Below are 16,941 nucleotides of genomic sequence, written 5' to 3' on the forward strand. Positions count from 1 at the left end.
TACGAAGCGCCGGAAGAACGCTTTTCGATCGGGCGCGTAAAATCAGTCACCGGGCCCAAGTTTCTTGCGCCCGGTTTTTCGTTTGTAGAAACCGGCCGGACCAAGCGCTCAATTACCTTCACAGGAGCTTGGTTATGCAGATCTTCGACTACGACAATATCCTCTTGCTCCCGCGCAAATGCGTGGTGGAAAGCCGTTCCGAATGCGACGCCAGCGTCACCCTCGGCGGCCGCAGCTTCCGCATCCCGACGGTGCCGGCCAACATGAAGACGGTGGTCGATGAGACCATCTGCACCTGGCTGGCGCAGAACGGCTACTTCTACGTGATGCACCGCTTCGATCTCGACAACCTCGAGTTCGTCAAGGACATGCATGCCAAGGGTGTGTTCGCGTCGATCTCGCTGGGCGTCAAGAAGGCGGACTACGACACGGTGGACCAACTGGCGGCCGGCGGCCTCACGCCCGAATACATCACGATCGACATCGCGCACGGCCATGCCGACACGGTGAAGAACATAATCGCGTACCTCAAGAAGAAGCTGCCCAAGGCCTTCGTGATCGCCGGTAACGTCGGCACGCCCGAGGCCGTGATCGACCTGGAGAACTGGGGTGCGGATGCCACCAAGGTCGGCATCGGCCCGGGCAAGGTCTGCATCACCAAGCTCAAGACCGGCTTCGGCACCGGCGGCTGGCAGCTGTCGGCGCTCAAGTGGTGTGCGCGCGTGGCGACCAAGCCGATCATTGCCGACGGCGGCATCCGCGACCACGGCGACATCGCCAAGAGCATCCGCTTCGGCGCTTCGATGGTGATGATCGGCTCGCTCTTCGCGGGCCACGAGGAATCGCCCGGCCGGACGGTGGAAGTCGACGGCGTGCTCTTCAAGGAGTACTACGGCTCGGCCAGCGACTTCAACAAGGGCGAGTACAAGCACGTCGAGGGCAAGCGCATCCTCGAGCCGATCAAGGGCAAGCTGGCCGACACGCTGATCGAGATGGAGCAGGACATCCAGAGTTCCATCAGCTATTCGGGCGGGCGCAAGCTGATGGATATCCGCAAGGTCAACTACGTCATGCTCGGCGGCGACAACGCGGGCGAGCACCTGCTGATGTAGTCAGGCCTCGAGCAGTTGCACTGCGTAGCGGTGCAGCGCGTGGGCCGGATCGGCAAAGGCATCGACGATGCTGAAGTGGTGCAGGCCCGGCAGCACTTCGCAGACCGGCACGGTGTTGCGGCCCCATGCCGCTCGAATCGATGCGTTGTGGCGGATGAACTCCTCGCTCTCGTCGCCGCCCGCGACAGCGTAGAGCTGGCCGCGCGCAGGTGCCGGCCACAGCACGGGGCTGGCGCGCAGCACATCCGCGTCGCTCAAGCGCAGCACGTGTTCCAGGAAGGGCGTGCGCTGCAGCGGCCGCAGGTCGTAGAGGCCCGAGATCGAGAGCGCATTGCGCACCAGCTGCGCCGGCAGGTCGGGCGCCACGCTCTTCCAGTCGCAGGCGAGCAGCGCGGCCGCCATGTGTCCGCCTGCCGAGTGGCCGGCAACGGTGATGCGTGAAGGATCGCCGCCGTAGGCCGCGACGTAGCGCCATGTCCATGCGAGCGCGCGCACCATCTGCAGCACGATCTCCGGCACGGTGACGGGCCGCTCGGCGGGGCCCGGGCACAAGGCATAGTTGGGCACGACCACGCAAACGCCGCGGTCGTTGAACGCGGGGGCGACGAAGGAATGGTCGCTCTTGTCCATCGCGCGCCAATAGCCGCCGTGGACGAACACCAGCACGGGCGCGTCGGGCACCGGCGCGGGGAAGACGTCGAGCGTTTCGTTGGGTCCCTCGCCATAGGCCAGGTCGAGCCGGCCGGGCAAGGCGTCGCGCGCGGCGGCGGAATCGCGGGCCCAGCGCCCCAGGTACGCCGGATGATCCTTCACCCGCGCCAGGTTGTTGTACATGCCCTCCAGCCAGGCGGGGTCGTCGAAGGCCATGAGATTCGTGCTCCTTGTGCGCCAGAACATGGGTTCTGGTTAAAATTCGCTCTGCGTTGGGGGGGTAGCTCAGCTGGGAGAGCGCCGCGTTCGCAATGCGGAGGTCGGGAGTTCGATCCTCCTCCTCTCCACCAACATTCTCTCGAAGGCCTCGGTACTCGCCGAGGCCTTTTCTTTTCAGGCGTCCAATGTCAGGTGCTGGCCGTGCAGCGCAGCGGCCGCCGGCGAGGCCAGGAAGCCGATGGTCTGCGCCGCCACCGCGGTCGACACCCAGGTATCGGGCTTGGCGTCGGGCATGGCCTGGCGATTGGCGGGCGTGTCGAGCACGCTGGGCGCGATGCTGTTGACCTGGATGCCGTGCGGCGCCAGCTCGGCGGCCGCCGCCTCGACCAGGCGCTGCAGGGCGCTCTTCGACGCGATGTAGGCCGCCATCCCGGCCGCGCCGCGCGCTGCGGTCTTGGCGCTCACGGCGATCACGCTGCCGGCCTTGCGTTCGATCATCGAGGGCACCAGCGCCTGCGAGACGGCCACGAAGGACCACGCGTTCAGGTTCATCATCCGGTCCCAGGCCGCGCGGCTCAGCGCATGCACCGGCTCGCCCATCTCGAAGCCGCCGGCGATGTGGACCAGCGCGTCGACCTGCTTGAAGGCCGCGAGGATCTGTGTCGCGGCCTCGGCCATGGCCGAGGCCGAAGTCACGTCAGCCTGCAGCAACAGGTGTTGCGAGTTGTCGAGCCCCGGGAACGCGTCGGTCAGATGCTCCATGCGATGGTCGAGCAGCGCCACGCGGGCGCCCTGGTCGAGAAAATGCTGCACGACGGCGCGGCCGAGCGCGCCGGCGGCGCCGGTCACCACGATGTGGCGGATGGTGTTGGCTTCGATCATTTGGCGGCTCCTTGTTCGGGCAGGCATGGTAACGCCGGCGTCAGTGCAGGAAGCGCCCGGCTGGCATCATCGGGCTTCCTTTTCGCACCGGAGAATCGTCATGAAAGAAGTGGTTGTCGTGAGCGGTGTGCGCACCGCCATCGGTACTTTCGGCGGAAGCCTCAAGGATGTGCCGCCCACGCGGCTGGCGGCGCTGGTGACCCGGGAAGCGCTCGCGCGCGCCAAGGTCGACGGCAAGGATGTGGAGCACGTGGTGTTCGGCCACGTGGTCAACACCGAGCCGCGCGACATGTACATGGCGCGCGTGGCCGCCATCGAAGGCGGCTGCGCACAGGAGACCCCTGCTCTCACCGTCAACCGGCTGTGCGGATCGGGCCTGCAGGCGATCGTGAGCGCGGCGCAGAGCATCCAGCTTGGCGATGCCAAGGTGGCCGTCGGCGGCGGCGCGGAAAGCATGAGCCGCGCGCCGCTCTCTTCGCTTACGGCGCGCTGGGGCGTGCGCATGGGCGACACCAAGCTGGTCGACATGATGATCGGCGCGCTGCACGACCCCTTCGAGAACATCCACATGGGCGTGACGGCGGAGAACGTCGCGAAGAAATGGGGCATCAGCCGCGAAACGCAGGACCAGACCGCGCTCGCCAGCCACCAGCGCGCGCAGAAAGCCATCGAGAGCGGCTACTTCAAGACGCAGATCGTTCCGGTGCCGCTGGAAAGCCGCAAAGGCCCGACGCAATTCGACACCGATGAGCACGTGCGCTTCGACGCCAGGATCGAAGACATGGCCAAGCTCAAGCCCGCCTTCCTGAAGGAGAACGGCACGGTGACGGCCGGCAACGCCTCGGGCATCAACGATGCGGCCGCGGCCGTCGTGCTGATGGAGAAGGAAGAGGCGGCGCGGCGCGGCCTGAAACCGATGGCGCGCGTGGTCGCCTATGCCTTCGCCGGCGTGGATCCGGCCTACATGGGCATCGGCCCGGTGCCGGCCTCGCGCAAGGCGCTGGAGAAGGCGGGCCTGAAGGCGTCCGACATGGACGTGGTCGAGGCCAACGAAGCCTTCGCGGCGCAGGCCTGCGCGGTGAGCAAGGATCTCGGGCTGGATGCCGCGAAGGTGAACCCGAACGGCTCGGGCATCTCGCTCGGGCACCCGATCGGCGCCACCGGCGCGCTGATCACCGTGAAGGCGCTGTACGAACTCGAACGCATCCAGGGCCGCTACGCGTTGGTGACGATGTGCATCGGCGGCGGCCAGGGCATCGCGTGCATTTTCGAGCGCGCCTGAGCGAAGCCGCCTCGCGATATGGCTATAATCGTGGGATTGCCTGAATGACAGCAATGTCGATCAGGGGCTCTTAGCTCAGTTGGTAGAGCAGCGGACTCTTAATCCGTAGGTCGAGTGTTCGAGTCACTCAGGGCCCACCAAAACCTCATGAAAAGCCCGCCATCAGAACGATGGCGGGCTTTTTTCATTTGCAGCGCAGGATCAGGCAAGAGACGAAGAGGATCGGGCTAGCGCGAGCGTTCCTGCCGGAACGACACTCGCCCAACTGCACGCTCGCAGCACGCAACCCAAGGAGCCCCTCATATGCGCTACAGAAAATTCGGCCGAACCGGCCTGTTCGTTTCCGAGCTGTGTCTAGGCACGATGACTTTCGGCGGCGGAGGCGGTATCTGGGGGCAGATCGGCGACCTGCAGCAGGCTGACGCCGAGCGCCTGATCGGCCGCTCGCTCGATGCCGGGATCAACTTCATCGACACCGCGGACGTCTACTCCGACGGCCGCTCGGAAATCATCACCGGGCAAGCGCTGCGAAACCTTCAGGTGCCGCGCGAAAACGTGGTGGTCGCCACCAAGGTGCTCGGCGAGGTGGGCACGAAAGGCGTCAACTCGCGCGGGATGTCGCGCTACCACATCATGGACGGCGTGAAGGCGAGCCTGAAGCGCCTGCAGCTCGACCACATCGACCTGTACCAGATCCACGGCTTCGATCCGGCGACGCCGATCGAGGAGACCGTGAGGGCGCTCGACAACCTCGTGCAGCAGGGTCACGTGCGCTATGTCGGCGTATCGAACTGGGCGGCATGGCAGATCATGAAGGCCCTCGGCATCTCGGAACGGCTGGGGCTCGCGCGCTTCGAATCGCTGCAGGCCTACTACACGGTCGCCGGCCGCGATCTGGAGCGCGAACTGGTTCCGCTGCTCAAGAGCGAAAGCGTCGGCCTGATGGTGTGGAGCCCACTCGCAGGCGGCCTGCTGAGCGGCAAGTACGGCCGCGACGTCAAGGCGGAGGCAGGCAGCCGCCGCACCACTTTCGACTTTCCGCCGGTGAACGTCGAGCGCGCCTACGACTGCATCGACGTGATGCGCGGCATCGCGCAGGCGAAGGGCGTTTCCGTGGCGCAGATCGCCCTGGCCTGGCTGCTGCACCAGGCGGCGGTGACGAGCGTGATCATCGGCGCCAAGCGCGCAGAGCAGCTCGACGACAACATCGCGGCGACCGCCATCGCCTTGAGCGGCGGGGAACTCGCCGCGCTCGACAAGGCCAGCGCGCTGCCGGCGGAATATCCGGGCTGGATGCTGGAGCGCCAGGGCGGACCGCGGCACAAGCAGCTCGCGGAATCCGCCGGCGCCTGAGGACGACGGCTACACCGCCATGATCGACACGGCCTTGGTGTTCAGGTAGGCCTCCATGGCCTCCGGACCACCCTCGGAGCCGTAGCCCGAGTCCTTGATGCCGCCGAAGGGCATCTCCGGCGTGGGCGCGGCCGGCTGGTTGATCCACAGCATGCCGACTTCCATCTGCTGCGACAGCAAGTGGGCGTTCTTGATCGACTTGGTGAACGCGTAGCCTGCGAGGCCGAAGGGTAGGCGGTTGGCTTCGGCGATCGCTTCTTCCAGCGTGTCGAAGCCGCGGATGGCGGCGATCGGGCCGAAGGGTTCGTTGTTGAACACGTCGGCTTCGAGCGAGACGTCCGTCAGCACGGTGGGCGCGAAGAAGTTGCCCGAGGAGCCCACGCGCTCGCCGCCGGTGGCGACCTTCGCGCCGGTGGCGCGCGCATCGTCGAGCACCTTCGCCATCGCAGTGAGGCGGCGCGCGTTCGCGAGCGGCCCGAGAGTCGTGCCTTCGGCCAGGCCGTCGCCGAGCTTGAGGCTCTCGGCATGCTTCACCATCGCTTCGGCAAAGGCTTGCTTGATGCTGTTGTGCACCAGGAAGCGCGTCGGCGAGATGCACACCTGGCCCGCGTTGCGGAACTTGGCGCCGCCGGAGGCTTTCACGGCCAGCGCCACATCGGCATCCTCGGCCACGATCACGGGTGCGTGGCCGCCGAGCTCCATGGTGGCGCGCTTCATGTGCGCACCGGCCAGCGCCGCCAGCTGCTTGCCGACCGGGGTCGAGCCGGTGAAAGTGACCTTGCGGATGATCGGATGCGGGATCAGGTAGCTCGAGATCTCGGCCGGATCGCCGAATACCAGGCCGACCGTGCCGGCAGGCACGCCGGCATCCACGAAGGCCTGCAGCAGCGCCGCGGGCGAGGCCGGCGTTTCTTCCGGCGCCTTGACCAGGAACGAGCAGCCGCTCGCGAGCGCGGCACCGAGCTTGCGCACGATCTGGTTGATCGGGAAGTTCCACGGCGTGAACGCGGCCACCGGGCCGAGCGGTTCCTTGATCACCAGCTGCTGCGCCGCCAGGTTGCGCGAGGGCACGATGCGGCCGTAGACGCGGCGGCCCTCGTCGGCGAACCATTCGATGATGTCGGCGCCGGCCAGCACTTCGCCGCGGGCTTCGACGAAGGGCTTGCCCTGTTCCTGCGTGAGCAGGCGGGCGATGTCGGCGGCGCGTTCGCGCACCAGGCCGGCGGCTTTGCGCATGGTGGCCGCGCGCTCGTTGGCCGGAATCTTGCGCCAGGCTTCGAAGCCGCGCTGCGCGGCGGCCAGTGCGCGATCCAGGTCGGCAATGCCCGCATGGGCGACCTTGCCGATGGGCTTGCCCGTGGCGGGGTTGATCACGTCCAGGGTCTTGCCGCTCGCGGCGTCGCACCATTCATTCTCGATCAAGAGGCGGGTGTCGGTGTAGCTTGCTGTGCTCATGTCGGTCCTTGGGGTTCTTTCCGAGTGGTGATGGCGCGCAAAACGAAACCGGAACGCGCGGCCAACCGGCATTGTCGCCCGTGACGGTTACCCGGCCTGCGCGGTCAGTCTTCCGCGTACCACCGGTCCTTGGCGAGCAGCACGCGATGGTGGCCCTGGCCGGCCGGCATCATCGGAAAGCAGTTCTCCTGCGCCGCCACCTGCACGTCGAGGAAGAAGGGACCTTCGTACGCCAGGCACTCGACCAGCGCCGCCGGTAGTTCGGCAGGGTCCGACACGCGCCGCGCACCCCAGCCGAAGGCCCTGGCCAGCGCCACGAAGTCGGGCAGCGCCTCGTTCCAGCTGTGGCTCAGGCGATTGCCGTGGTTCAGCTCCTGCCACTGGCGCACCATGCCCATGTAGCCGTTGTTGCAGAGCACGAGCTTCACGCCCGCGCGGTGCTGCATGGCCGTGGAAAGCTCCTGGATGTTCATGAGCACCGACGCATCGCCGCTCACGCAGACGACGAGCGCGTCCGGATGCGCGATCTGCGCGCCGATCGCGGCCGGCAGGCCATAGCCCATGGTGCCGGCGCCGCCCGAAGTGAGCCAGCGGCGCGGCCGCTCGAAGCGCAGGTACTGTGCTGCCCACATCTGGTGCTGGCCGACATCGGTGGAGACGATCGCGTCGCGGCCTGCGATGGCCTGCTGCAGCGAGCGCATCAGTTGCTGCGGCAGGATCGCGTCGCGGCGCGCAGCGAAGTCCAGGCAGCGCTGCGCGCGCCAGTGCTCGATGCGCCGCCACCAGGGCGCCAAGCGTTTGGACGCGAGGCCATCGAGCGCGGGCATGACGAGCAGCGCATCCAACACCGCGCCGCAGTCGCCAACCAACGGGGCGTCCATCCGCACCACCTTGTTGATGCTGCTGGGATCGATGTCGATGTGGATCTTGCGCGCATGCGGACAGAACTCGTCGAGCCTGCCGGTCACGCGATCGTCGAAGCGCGCGCCGACGCAAACCACGAGGTCGGCCTCGTGCATCGCAAGGTTGGCCTCCAGCGTGCCGTGCATGCCCAGCATACCGAGAAAGCGCGGGTCGGACGCCGGGAAGGCGCCGAGGCCCATCAAGGTCAGCGTGCAGGGTGCGTCGAGGCGATGCACGAGGCGGGTAAAGGCTTCGCATGCGCCGGGACCGGCGTTGATGAGCCCGCCGCCGCCGTAGAGAACGGGCCGGCGTGCGGTCGACAGAAGATCGGCGGCACGCTGCAGGCTGGCGTACGGCGGGATCCGCGCACCCGGGCCGAGCCGCCGCGCCGTCGAAGCCGGCTCGCCGGTCAGCGGCGCGAGCTGAACATCCTTCGGCACGTCGAGCAGCACCGGTCCTGGACGCCCGGAGGCGGCGATGCCCAGCGCGCGCCGCACCACGGCCGGAATCTCGTTCGCAAGGCGGATCTGGTGATTCCACTTGGTCACCGGCCGCGACATGCCGAGCGCATCGCTCTCCTGGAACGCATTCGTGCCGATCACCGCGGTCGCGACCTGGCCGCTGATGCACAGCACGGGCACCGAATCGCTGATGGCGTCGAGCAGCCCGGTGATCGTGTTGCCGACGCCGGGCCCGGAGGTCACCAGCACCACGCCAACGCGGCCGGTGCTGCGTGCGTAGCCCTCGGCCGCATGCACCGCCGCTTGCTCGTGCCGAACCAGCACATGGCGCAACCGCGGTTCTCCGTGCAGCGCGTCATAGAGCGGCAACGCGGCGCCGCCGGGGTAGCCGAAGATCGTGTCGATGCCGCACTCGACCAGGGTGTCGAGCAGGGCTTCGGCGCCATTGCGCAGCGAGAGAAGCGTGGGGACGGGAGCGGTGGTTTGCATTCGCCAATTTTTCCGGTTTCGTTGCAGAATTTGCTTCCTTCTTTCAAGCAATTCGTCCTATCCCATGAAGATCAATCGCCAAAACAAGAAAACCGACGAAGAAACCTTCGACAAGTTCGATATGGCGATCCTGCGTGCCCTGCTGCACGATTCGCGCAAGACGCTGCAGGAGATCGGCACCGAGGTCGGCCTGTCCCCGACGAGCTGCTGGACCCGCATCAAGAAGCTTGAAGCGCAGGAAGTGATCAAGCGCTACACGGTCGACCTCGATGCATCGAAGCTCGGCTACCACGACTCGGTGATCGTGCAGCTCACGCTGGAAAGCCACAGCGACGAGACGCTCTACGAGTTCGGCCGCGTGCTCGCCACCATCCCCGAGATTCAGGAGGCCTACCTGGTTTCCGGCGACTACGACTACTACATCCGAATCGCGGTGCGCGACACGCGCGACTACGAGCGGTTGCTGCGCGAGAAGCTCTACAAGATCCCGGGCATCCGCCACAGCCAGTCGCACTTCGTGCTACGGGTGCTCAAGGAAGCGAGCGTGCCGCTGGCCTGAAGCGCACAAGAAAAAAGCCCGCCTTCGTGAGGGCGGGCTTTGGCGCGTGGGGCAGCCGTCAGGCTGCGGACCCCCTCAGCGGCTCGGCTTGAAGGCGCCGCGCCGTTGCGCGTCGCGCGGCACGAACACCTTGCCGCCGCCATGTCCGGCGCCGTTGCCGCGAGGTGCGAAACCGTCACCACGGCCCGCGCCAGCGCCGCCACGCGGAGCGTTGTCGCCCCAGCCCGGCTTGCGGCCGTAGCCGCCGTCGTCGCGACCGCCGCCGAAACCTGTATTGCCCTGGTTCTGGAAGCCGCGGGGTGCTGGTGCGCCGGGGCCGCGTGCGGGACCACGATCGTTGAAACCGCTGGCGCCCGCGTAGCCGCCTGCAGGGCCGCCACGATGACCACCGCCGCCGCCGAACTTGCGATCGCGCGAGTGGTTGTCACGGCTGTCGCGGCCGCGGCCGCCGAAGTCGCCTCCCGGGCGCGACTGCGGCGAGCGCTGCTGCGGCTCGAGGCCGGGTACCACCTCGGCCTTGAACTGCTGGCGGCTGTACGACTCGATGTCGAAGATCTTGCGGCGATCGCGGAATTCGGCAAAGGTCACGGCCAGGCCGTCGCGCCCTGCCCGGCCCGTGCGGCCGATGCGGTGGGTGTAGTCCTCGGCCTTCATCGGCAGACCGAAGTTGAAGACGTGCGTGATGGTCGGCACGTCGATGCCGCGCGCGGCCACGTCGGTGGCCACGAGGATCTGCACCTGGCCCTGGCGCAGCGCCATCAGCCGGCGATTGCGCAGGCCCTGGCTCAGCGCACCGTGCAGCGCCACGGCGCTGAAGCCGTCCTGCTGCAGGTCGTTGGCAAGACCGTCGCATTCGACCTGCGTGCTCGCGAACACGATCGCCTGGTTGATGGTGGTGTCGCGCAGCCAGTGGTCGAGCAGCTTGCGCTTGTGCTGGCTGTTGTCGGCCCAGAACAGCACCTGCTTGATGTTGGCGTGTTTCTCCTGCGGGCTGTCGATGGTCACGCGCTGCGGCTCGCGCATTACGCGCTGTGCCAGCTGCTGGATGCGCGGCGCGAAGGTGGCGCTGAACATCATGGTCTGCTGGCGCTCGATGGTGAGCTGGTTGACTTCGGCGAGGTCGTCCGAGAAGCCGAGGTCGAGCATGCGGTCGGCCTCGTCGACGACGAGGAACTTGACCTGGTCGAGCTTGATCTGCATCGAGCGCTGCAGGTCGAGCAGCCGGCCGGGCGTGGCGACCACGAGGTCGGCGTTCTGCAGCTTGGCGATCTGCAACTGGTAGGGCATGCCGCCCACCACGTTGGCGATGCGCAGACCGCGGCAATGCCTGACCAGGTCGATGGCGTCATGCGCCACCTGCTGGGCGAGTTCGCGCGTGGGGCACAGGATCAGCGCGCCGGGCGTGGCGGCCTTGAAATGGCGCGCGTTGGTCGGGTCCTTGCGCTTGGGCTTCTTGGGCGGCGCTTCGCCGCGTGCGGCGGCTTCGGCCGCCAGGCGCTGGAATTCGGCCTTGGCCGCAGCCTCGGCTTCGGCCTGGCGCTGCAGCAGGGTGTGCAGCACGGGCAGCAGGAAGGCTGCGGTCTTGCCGCTGCCGGTCTGGCTCGAGACCATCAGGTCGACGAAACGCGTGGCGCCGTCGGCCTGGCCGCTGGCGGTCATGGCGCGCGGAATCACGTGCTCCTGCACAGTGGTCGGCTGGGTGAAACCGAGGTCTTCGACCGCGGCGATCAGTTCGGGCGCGAGACCGAGCTTGACGAAGCCGTTGGGCAGCTTCGGCTCGGCGACTGCTACGGCGTCGAGCGCCTCGAAAGCAGTCGTCGTTTCGGTGGAGGCAAGCGATTCGCCGGTGATGGCGATGGCGAATTCATCGGATTGCACAGGCGCAAAGTCGCCCTGCGCTGCAAAAGCGTCGTTCATTGAGAAATCTCATACGCGAGCGCTGCCGCAGGCGGCGCTCCGTCGGGTGGTGAAAAACATCAACCATCCAACGACATTCAGCAAGGACTTTCGTCTTTGCTGCGGCCCATTCAAAGGGGCGCGGTGTGCAAGATAGGGAGATGCAAGAAACGCTGCCTGAATGCTTCCCGGCAGCGAAGCCTACGATTATCGCATGGCTCCGGGTTTTTACCTAATCCGTGATGCGCAGGAAGGTGTCGCGGTAGTGCGCGAGCTCTTCGATCGACTCGTGGACGTCGGCCAGCGCGGTATGCGCCTGCTGTTTCTTGAAGGCGTTGTAGGCAGCCGGCTTCCAGCGCTTGGCCAGTTCCTTGAGGGTGCTGACGTCGAGGTTCCGGTAGTGGAAGTAGGCTTCCAGCTTGGGCATGTACTTGACCAGGAAGCGCCGGTCCTGGCCGATGGTGTTGCCGCACATCGGCGAGCCGTTCTTCGGGATGTAGCGCGCGACGAACTCGAGCAACTGCTGCTCGGCCGCGGCCTCGTCGAGCGTGGAGGCCTTGACCTTGTCGATCAGACCGCTGCGGCCGTGCGTTCCCTTGTTCCAGGAATCCATGCCGTCGAGCACCTCGTCGCTCTGGTGGATGACGAGCACGGGCCCATCGATGCGCGGCACCAGATCGGGGCCGGTCACGACGACGGCGATCTCGAGCAGGCGCTCCTTTTCGGGGTCGAGGCCGCTCATTTCGCAGTCCAGCCAGACCAGGTTCTGGTCGCTCTTCTTGAGGGTGGTGACGGGCACGGGCGCGGTCGGGGCGGTGGATTCTGACATCGGGGGATTGTCGTCGATGACCCTGTGCGCGACCGGCCGGCGTGCGGGCTAAACTCGCCTCGCCATGTCCGCCGCCCTCCTCTTCACTTTTGCGTTCGCCCTCGCGCTGGCTGCAGGCCTCGTCATCAAGCTCTGGCTCGCCACGCGGCAGGTGCGTCACGTGGCGCGCCATCGCGATGCGGTGCCTGCGGCCTTCGCGCAGGCCATCACGCTCGCAGCACACCAGAAGGCCGCCAACTACACGGTGGCCAAGACCCGTTTCGGCCTGCTCGAAATGGCATGGGGCACGGCAGTGCTCTTGGGCTGGACCCTGCTGGGCGGCCTCGACCTCCTCAACAAGCTGCTGATGGAATGGATGGGCGCGGGCATGCTGCAGCAGCTCGCTCTGCTCTGCGCCTTCGCGTTGATCAGCGGCCTGCTCGACCTCCCGTTCACGCTCTGGCAGACCTTCAGGCTCGAGGAGCGCTTCGGCTTCAACAAGATGACCTGGCGGCTTTGGCTCCTCGACGGCGTCAAGTCGCTGCTGCTGGGTGCGCTGATCGGCCTGCCCATCGCTGCCTTGATCCTCTGGCTCATGGGCGCAGCCGGCAGCCTGTGGTGGTTATGGGCCTGGGGCGCATGGATGGCGCTCAATCTGCTGCTGATGCTGGTCTATCCGACCTTCATTGCGCCCCTCTTCAACAAGTTCAAACCGCTGGACGACGCCGCGCTCAAGGCGCGCGTCAACGCGCTGATGCAGCGCTGCGGCTTCGCGGCCAAAGGTCTGTTCGTGATGGACGGCAGCAAGCGCAGCGCGCATGCCAATGCCTACTTCACCGGCTTCGGCGCCAGCAAGCGCGTGGTCTTCTACGACACGCTCCTGCGCCAGCTCAACGCCGGCGAGGTGGAGGCGGTGCTCGCGCACGAACTGGGCCATTTCAAGCGCCGGCACGTCGTGAAGCGCATGGCCGCGATGTTCGCGCTGAGCCTGGCCGGCTTCGCGCTGCTGGGCTGGCTGTCGCTCCATTCGTGGTTCTACGTCGGCCTGGGCGTGCAGCCCAACATGGCGGCGCCCAACGACGCGCTCGCCATCCTGCTCTTCATGCTGGCGGTGCCGGTTTTCGGCTTCTTCGTCGCACCGCTGCCGGTGCTCATCTCGCGCAAGCACGAGTTCGAGGCCGATGCCTATGCCATCGCGCAGACCAGCGGCGCCGACCTCTCGGCGGCGCTGCTCAAGCTCTACCAGGACAATGCCTCGACGCTGACACCCGACCCGGTGTTCGTCAAGTTCTACTACTCGCACCCGCCCGCCTCCGAGCGCCTCGCGCGCATGGCGGCGGGTTGAACCTGAGAAAGCCGACCATGAGCAGCATGTTCAAACCCAAGGACTGGAAGAAGCACGCGCGCCGCGCGCTGAGCGCCACCGAGATCGTGGCTGCCCTGGCGCGGCTCGAAGGCTGGAAGCTGACCGGCGACGGCGCCGATGTCGCGATCGAGAAGACCTTCGGCTTTGCAAACTACTTCGAGACCATCGCCTTCGTGAACGCACTGGCCTTCATTGCGCACACGCAAGACCACCACCCCGACCTTTCGGTGCACTACAACCGCTGCGTCGTGCGCTTCAACACGCACGACGTCGGTGGCATCTCGGCCACGGACTTCGACTGCGCAGCGCAGGCAGACGCCCTGCTGGCAACGGCCTGAGCCCGATGGAACGTGCCCTTGGCTAAGCAACGCAGCGACGCCGCGGGCGCCGCATTGCGCGACGGACTCGTCATTGCCAGCCATGGCCGCCACTGCCTCGTCGAAACGCCCGAACGCGAACGACTGATCTGCCACCCGCGCGGCAAGAAAAGCCAGGCCGTGGTGGGCGACCGGGTGCGCTGGCAGGCCAGCGAGGACGAGGGCACCATCGAGCAGGTTCAGCAGAGGAAGAACCTGTTCTACCGGCAGGACGAGATTCGCACCAAATCCTTCGCGGCCAATCTCGACCAGGTGCTCATCCTGATCGCGGCCGAGCCCGAATTCTCCGAAACTCAGTTGGCGCGTGCGCTGATCGCGGCCGCGGCCGAACGCATCGCGCCGATCATCGCGCTCAACAAGAGCGATGTCGTCGCCCCCTTCGAACGGGCCTGGGCCAGGCTGGCGCCCTATCGCCGCATGCACCATGGCGTGCTGCCGCTGTCGCTCAAAGCCTCGCCGGAGGCCGATCGCGCGACCTTGATGAAATTGCTGGCGGGCAAGACCACGTTGGTGCTCGGCCCGTCGGGCGCCGGCAAGAGCACGCTGACCAACCTGCTGGTGCCCGGCGCGCTGGCCTCGACGGCCGAGATCTCGCAGGCGCTCAACTCGGGCAAGCACACGACGACCAGCACCACCTGGTACTGGGTGGACGAACCGCGGACCACGGCGCTGATCGATTCGCCGGGTTTCCAGGAATTCGGGCTGCAGCACATCGAAGCGATGCAGCTCGCGCACCTGATGCCCGACATCGCCGAACACGCCACGGCATGCAAGTTCTACAACTGCACGCATCTGCACGAGCCGGGCTGCGGCGTGATCGCGCAAGTGGAGTCGCCCGGCCATCCGGGTGCGATCAATCCCTCGCGCTACCGGATCTACGGCGAGCTGTTCGCCGAGCTGAGCCAATCCCGCTACAAATGAAGGTGCTGCTGTATTCGCATGTGTTCCATCCGTCGGTGGGCGGCGTAGAGACCGTATCGCGCGCACTCGTCGAGGGCTTTGTCGCGAAAGGCATCGACTGCAAGGTGGTGACGCAGACGCCCGACGGGGACGGCGCGCAGCTCCCCTTCGAGGTGATCCGCCAACCGGCCAGCGCGCGCGTGCGCGAACTTCTGCGCTGGGCGGACGTGGTCCTGTTCAACGGCGCGAGCCTGGCGCTTCAGCCCTGGGTTCTGGCCTATCGCAAGCCCTTCGTCTGGGTGCACGTCGGCTACCAGGCGTCGTGCATCGACGGCGCCGGCTGGGTCGACAACGCCCCGGCTCCGCTGGAGCCCGTGGCGTCCTTTCTCTTTCATGCACGCCGAAGCGGCTACGTGCGCGGCTTGAAGGATGGCCTGAAACTGCTGCTGCGACGCAGCATCGCCAAGTTCGCCGTCACGCGGAATGTCGCCATCACCCAGTGGATGAGCAAGACGCTGCCGCTGCCGCGGCAGGTGCAGATCTACAACCCCTTTCCGATCGAGCGCTTCCATGCAGCCGACCGCGGCCAGCCCGAGTACGAGTTCTTCTACATGGGAAGGATCGTGCAGGAGAAGGGCGTCGACACCTTGATCCGCGCCTTCGCGAAGGTCGTCCAACGCAGCAGGGAAGCGCCGCGGCTGCTGCTCATCGGGGACGGGAGCGCGCGGCCGGAGATCGAACGGCTGGTGGCCGAATCGGGCCTCTCTGCTTCCGTCGTCTTCGCCGGCTCGCAATCGGGCCCTGCGCTCGTCGAATGGGTCTCGAAGGGCATGATCGGCGTGATCCCGTCGGCGTGGTACGAGCCGATGGGCGGTGTCGCGGTCGAGCTCCTGGCGGCGGGCAAGAGCCTCATCGTCTCGGCCAAGGGCGGACTCTCGGAGTGCGTCGGCGATGCCGGTCTCGTCTTCCCGAACGGCGACGATGAAGCGCTGGCTGTGCAGATGCAGCGAGTGCTGGGCGACCCGGTTCTCCGGGCCGCGCAGACGGCAAAGGCCCGCGAGCGTGCGAAGGCCTTCATGCCCGCGCGCTTCGTCGATCAGTACATCGGCCTGCTCAAGGAAGTGACCGGCCGAGCCTGAGACGATTCAATCGAGAATCCGCGCCAGCGCATCGACCATCAGGCTGCACTGCTCCCGCGTGCCGATGCTGATGCGCAGGTACTGCGCGATGCGCGGCTGTCCGAAGTGCCGCACCAGCACCGCACGCGAGCGCAGCGCCGCCGCCAGTGCGGCGGCATCGTGCACGGAATGGCGCACGAACACGAAGTTGGCTTGCGAGGGCAATACCTCGAAGCCCAGATCCTCCAGCTGCAGCGTCAGCCCCTCGCGGGTGTCGATGACGGCGTCGCGCGTCTTCGAGAACCAGGCCTCGTCGGCGAGTGCGGCAATGGCGCCCGCCGTCGCCAAACGGTCGAGAGGATAGGAGTTGAAGCTGTTCTTGACCCGCTGCAGCGCATCGATCAGCTGCGCCTGCCCGCAGGCAAAGCCCACCCGCAACCCGGCGAGCGAATGCGATTTCGACAGCGTCTGCACGACCAGCAGGTTCGGATAGCGCGCGATCAGGGGCAGCGCGCTTTCGCCGCCGAAGTCCACATAGGCCTCGTCCACCAGCACCACGCGCTGCGGGCACGCCTGGAGCAGGCGCTCGATGCATGCGAGCGGCATCCCGATGCCGGTCGGCGCATTGGGATTCGCGATCACGATGCCGCCGCAACCGGCCGCGGCACGCGCGGCCAGCGCGTCGGCATCGATGCGAAGTCCTTCGTCCACCGGCTGCAGCTCGCACGCGATGGCATAGAGCTGCGCGTAGACCCGGTAGAAGCTGTAGGTGACGTCCGGAATCAGCAAGGGCTCGGCTTGCTGGAAGAAGGCGAAGAAGGCGTGGGCCAGCACTTCGTCGGAGCCATTGCCTGCGAACACTTGCGAGCCGTGCAGCCCGTGGCGCACAGCGACCGCTTCGCGCAGCGCGATCGATTCGGGATCAGGGTAGCGCTCGAGTCCCTTCTCGGCCGCCTCCTGAATGGCTTCGAGCACTCGCGGCGAGGGTGGATAGGGGTTCTCGTTGGTATTGAGCTTGACCAGATTCGCGATGCGCGGCTGCTCGCCCGGCACATAGGGCTCCAGCGCCGCAATGCGCGGACTCCAGAAGCTTGGAACGGTGCTCAAGGC

15 protein-coding genes and 2 tRNA genes are annotated in these 16,941 nt (G+C 66.7%); 10 read left to right on the forward strand and 7 right to left on the reverse strand.

What is annotated here, in order from left to right:
* The first annotated feature begins 134 nt into the window (after positions 1 to 134).
* Positions 135 to 1,112 (forward strand): GMP reductase, encoded by a 978-nt coding sequence (locus AC3A6B_RS16875; protein WP_487837833.1) that lies wholly within the window; start codon positions 135 to 137, stop codon positions 1,110 to 1,112.
* On the opposite strand, the gene AC3A6B_RS16880 is transcribed toward AC3A6B_RS16875, so the two are convergent.
* A complete protein-coding gene (locus tag AC3A6B_RS16880) occupies positions 1,113 to 1,979 on the reverse strand; it encodes an alpha/beta hydrolase (protein WP_487837834.1) in 867 nt (288 codons plus the stop codon).
* Between the two features lie 58 nt (positions 1,980 to 2,037).
* Between AC3A6B_RS16880 and AC3A6B_RS16885 the strand changes: the two genes are divergently transcribed.
* Positions 2,038 to 2,113 (forward strand) — tRNA-Ala (locus AC3A6B_RS16885).
* A gap of 43 nt (positions 2,114 to 2,156) precedes the next feature.
* On the opposite strand, the gene AC3A6B_RS16890 is transcribed toward AC3A6B_RS16885, so the two are convergent.
* Positions 2,157 to 2,864, reverse strand: coding sequence for an SDR family NAD(P)-dependent oxidoreductase (locus AC3A6B_RS16890; RefSeq protein ID WP_487837835.1), 708 nt, complete (start codon positions 2,862 to 2,864; stop codon positions 2,157 to 2,159).
* A gap of 100 nt (positions 2,865 to 2,964) precedes the next feature.
* On the opposite strand from AC3A6B_RS16890, the gene bktB reads away from it, so the two are divergent.
* The 3 genes from bktB to AC3A6B_RS16905 all read left to right on the forward strand — a co-directional run bounded on the left by bktB (position 2,965) and on the right by AC3A6B_RS16905 (position 5,499).
* On the forward strand, positions 2,965 to 4,146 hold the full coding sequence (bktB, locus tag AC3A6B_RS16895) for a beta-ketothiolase BktB (protein ID WP_487837836.1): 1,182 nt from the start codon (positions 2,965 to 2,967) through the stop codon (positions 4,144 to 4,146).
* A 64-nt stretch (positions 4,147 to 4,210) separates the two neighbouring features.
* A tRNA-Lys gene (locus tag AC3A6B_RS16900) sits at positions 4,211 to 4,286 on the forward strand.
* 163 nt (positions 4,287 to 4,449) lie between these two features.
* Positions 4,450 to 5,499: an aldo/keto reductase gene (locus AC3A6B_RS16905; protein ID WP_487837837.1), complete on the forward strand. Its 1,050-nt coding sequence runs from the start codon at positions 4,450 to 4,452 to the stop codon at positions 5,497 to 5,499.
* Positions 5,500 to 5,508: 9 nt separating this feature from the next.
* Here the strand turns inward: AC3A6B_RS16905 and AC3A6B_RS16910 are convergent, their stop codons facing one another.
* On the reverse strand, positions 5,509 to 6,954 hold the full coding sequence (locus tag AC3A6B_RS16910) for an NAD-dependent succinate-semialdehyde dehydrogenase (RefSeq protein WP_214698001.1): 1,446 nt from the start codon (positions 6,952 to 6,954) through the stop codon (positions 5,509 to 5,511).
* 104 nt (positions 6,955 to 7,058) lie between these two features.
* Positions 7,059 to 8,807 (reverse strand): biosynthetic-type acetolactate synthase large subunit, encoded by a 1,749-nt coding sequence (gene ilvB / locus AC3A6B_RS16915; RefSeq protein WP_487837838.1) that lies wholly within the window; start codon positions 8,805 to 8,807, stop codon positions 7,059 to 7,061.
* 64 nt (positions 8,808 to 8,871) lie between these two features.
* Here ilvB and AC3A6B_RS16920 point away from each other — a divergent pair, with 64 nt between their 5' ends.
* On the forward strand, positions 8,872 to 9,366 hold the full coding sequence (locus tag AC3A6B_RS16920; RefSeq protein WP_487837839.1) for an Lrp/AsnC family transcriptional regulator: 495 nt from the start codon (positions 8,872 to 8,874) through the stop codon (positions 9,364 to 9,366).
* A gap of 75 nt (positions 9,367 to 9,441) precedes the next feature.
* Here the strand turns inward: AC3A6B_RS16920 and AC3A6B_RS16925 are convergent, their stop codons facing one another.
* The gene (locus tag AC3A6B_RS16925; protein ID WP_487837840.1) at positions 9,442 to 11,283 is read right to left on the reverse strand and encodes a DEAD/DEAH box helicase; all 1,842 of its coding nucleotides are present in this window, start codon (positions 11,281 to 11,283) and stop codon (positions 9,442 to 9,444) included.
* 211 nt (positions 11,284 to 11,494) lie between these two features.
* A complete protein-coding gene (orn, locus tag AC3A6B_RS16930) occupies positions 11,495 to 12,091 on the reverse strand; it encodes an oligoribonuclease (RefSeq protein ID WP_487837841.1) in 597 nt (198 codons plus the stop codon).
* Between the two features lie 64 nt (positions 12,092 to 12,155).
* Here orn and AC3A6B_RS16935 point away from each other — a divergent pair, with 64 nt between their 5' ends.
* Genes AC3A6B_RS16935 through AC3A6B_RS16950 form a run of 4 tightly spaced genes read left to right on the forward strand, consistent with a single transcriptional unit; the run spans position 12,156 to position 15,852 of the window.
* On the forward strand, positions 12,156 to 13,415 hold the full coding sequence (locus tag AC3A6B_RS16935) for a M48 family metallopeptidase (protein WP_487837842.1): 1,260 nt from the start codon (positions 12,156 to 12,158) through the stop codon (positions 13,413 to 13,415).
* A gap of 17 nt (positions 13,416 to 13,432) precedes the next feature.
* Complete coding sequence (locus tag AC3A6B_RS16940) at positions 13,433 to 13,774, forward strand: 4a-hydroxytetrahydrobiopterin dehydratase (protein ID WP_487837843.1); 342 nt, start codon at positions 13,433 to 13,435, stop codon at positions 13,772 to 13,774.
* A gap of 18 nt (positions 13,775 to 13,792) precedes the next feature.
* Positions 13,793 to 14,734 (forward strand): ribosome small subunit-dependent GTPase A, encoded by a 942-nt coding sequence (rsgA, locus tag AC3A6B_RS16945; RefSeq protein WP_487837844.1) that lies wholly within the window; start codon positions 13,793 to 13,795, stop codon positions 14,732 to 14,734.
* Positions 14,731 to 15,852 (forward strand): glycosyltransferase family 4 protein, encoded by a 1,122-nt coding sequence (locus AC3A6B_RS16950; protein ID WP_487837845.1) that lies wholly within the window; start codon positions 14,731 to 14,733, stop codon positions 15,850 to 15,852. The genes rsgA and AC3A6B_RS16950 overlap by 4 nt, the downstream gene beginning before the upstream one ends.
* Before the next feature lie 6 nt (positions 15,853 to 15,858).
* On the opposite strand, the gene hisC is transcribed toward AC3A6B_RS16950, so the two are convergent.
* On the reverse strand, positions 15,859 to 16,938 hold the full coding sequence (hisC, locus tag AC3A6B_RS16955) for a histidinol-phosphate transaminase (protein WP_487837846.1): 1,080 nt from the start codon (positions 16,936 to 16,938) through the stop codon (positions 15,859 to 15,861).
* Between the last annotated feature and the right edge of the window lie 3 nt (positions 16,939 to 16,941).

The sequence above is a fragment of the Variovorax sp. Soil_C_33 genome (assembly GCF_057656935.1).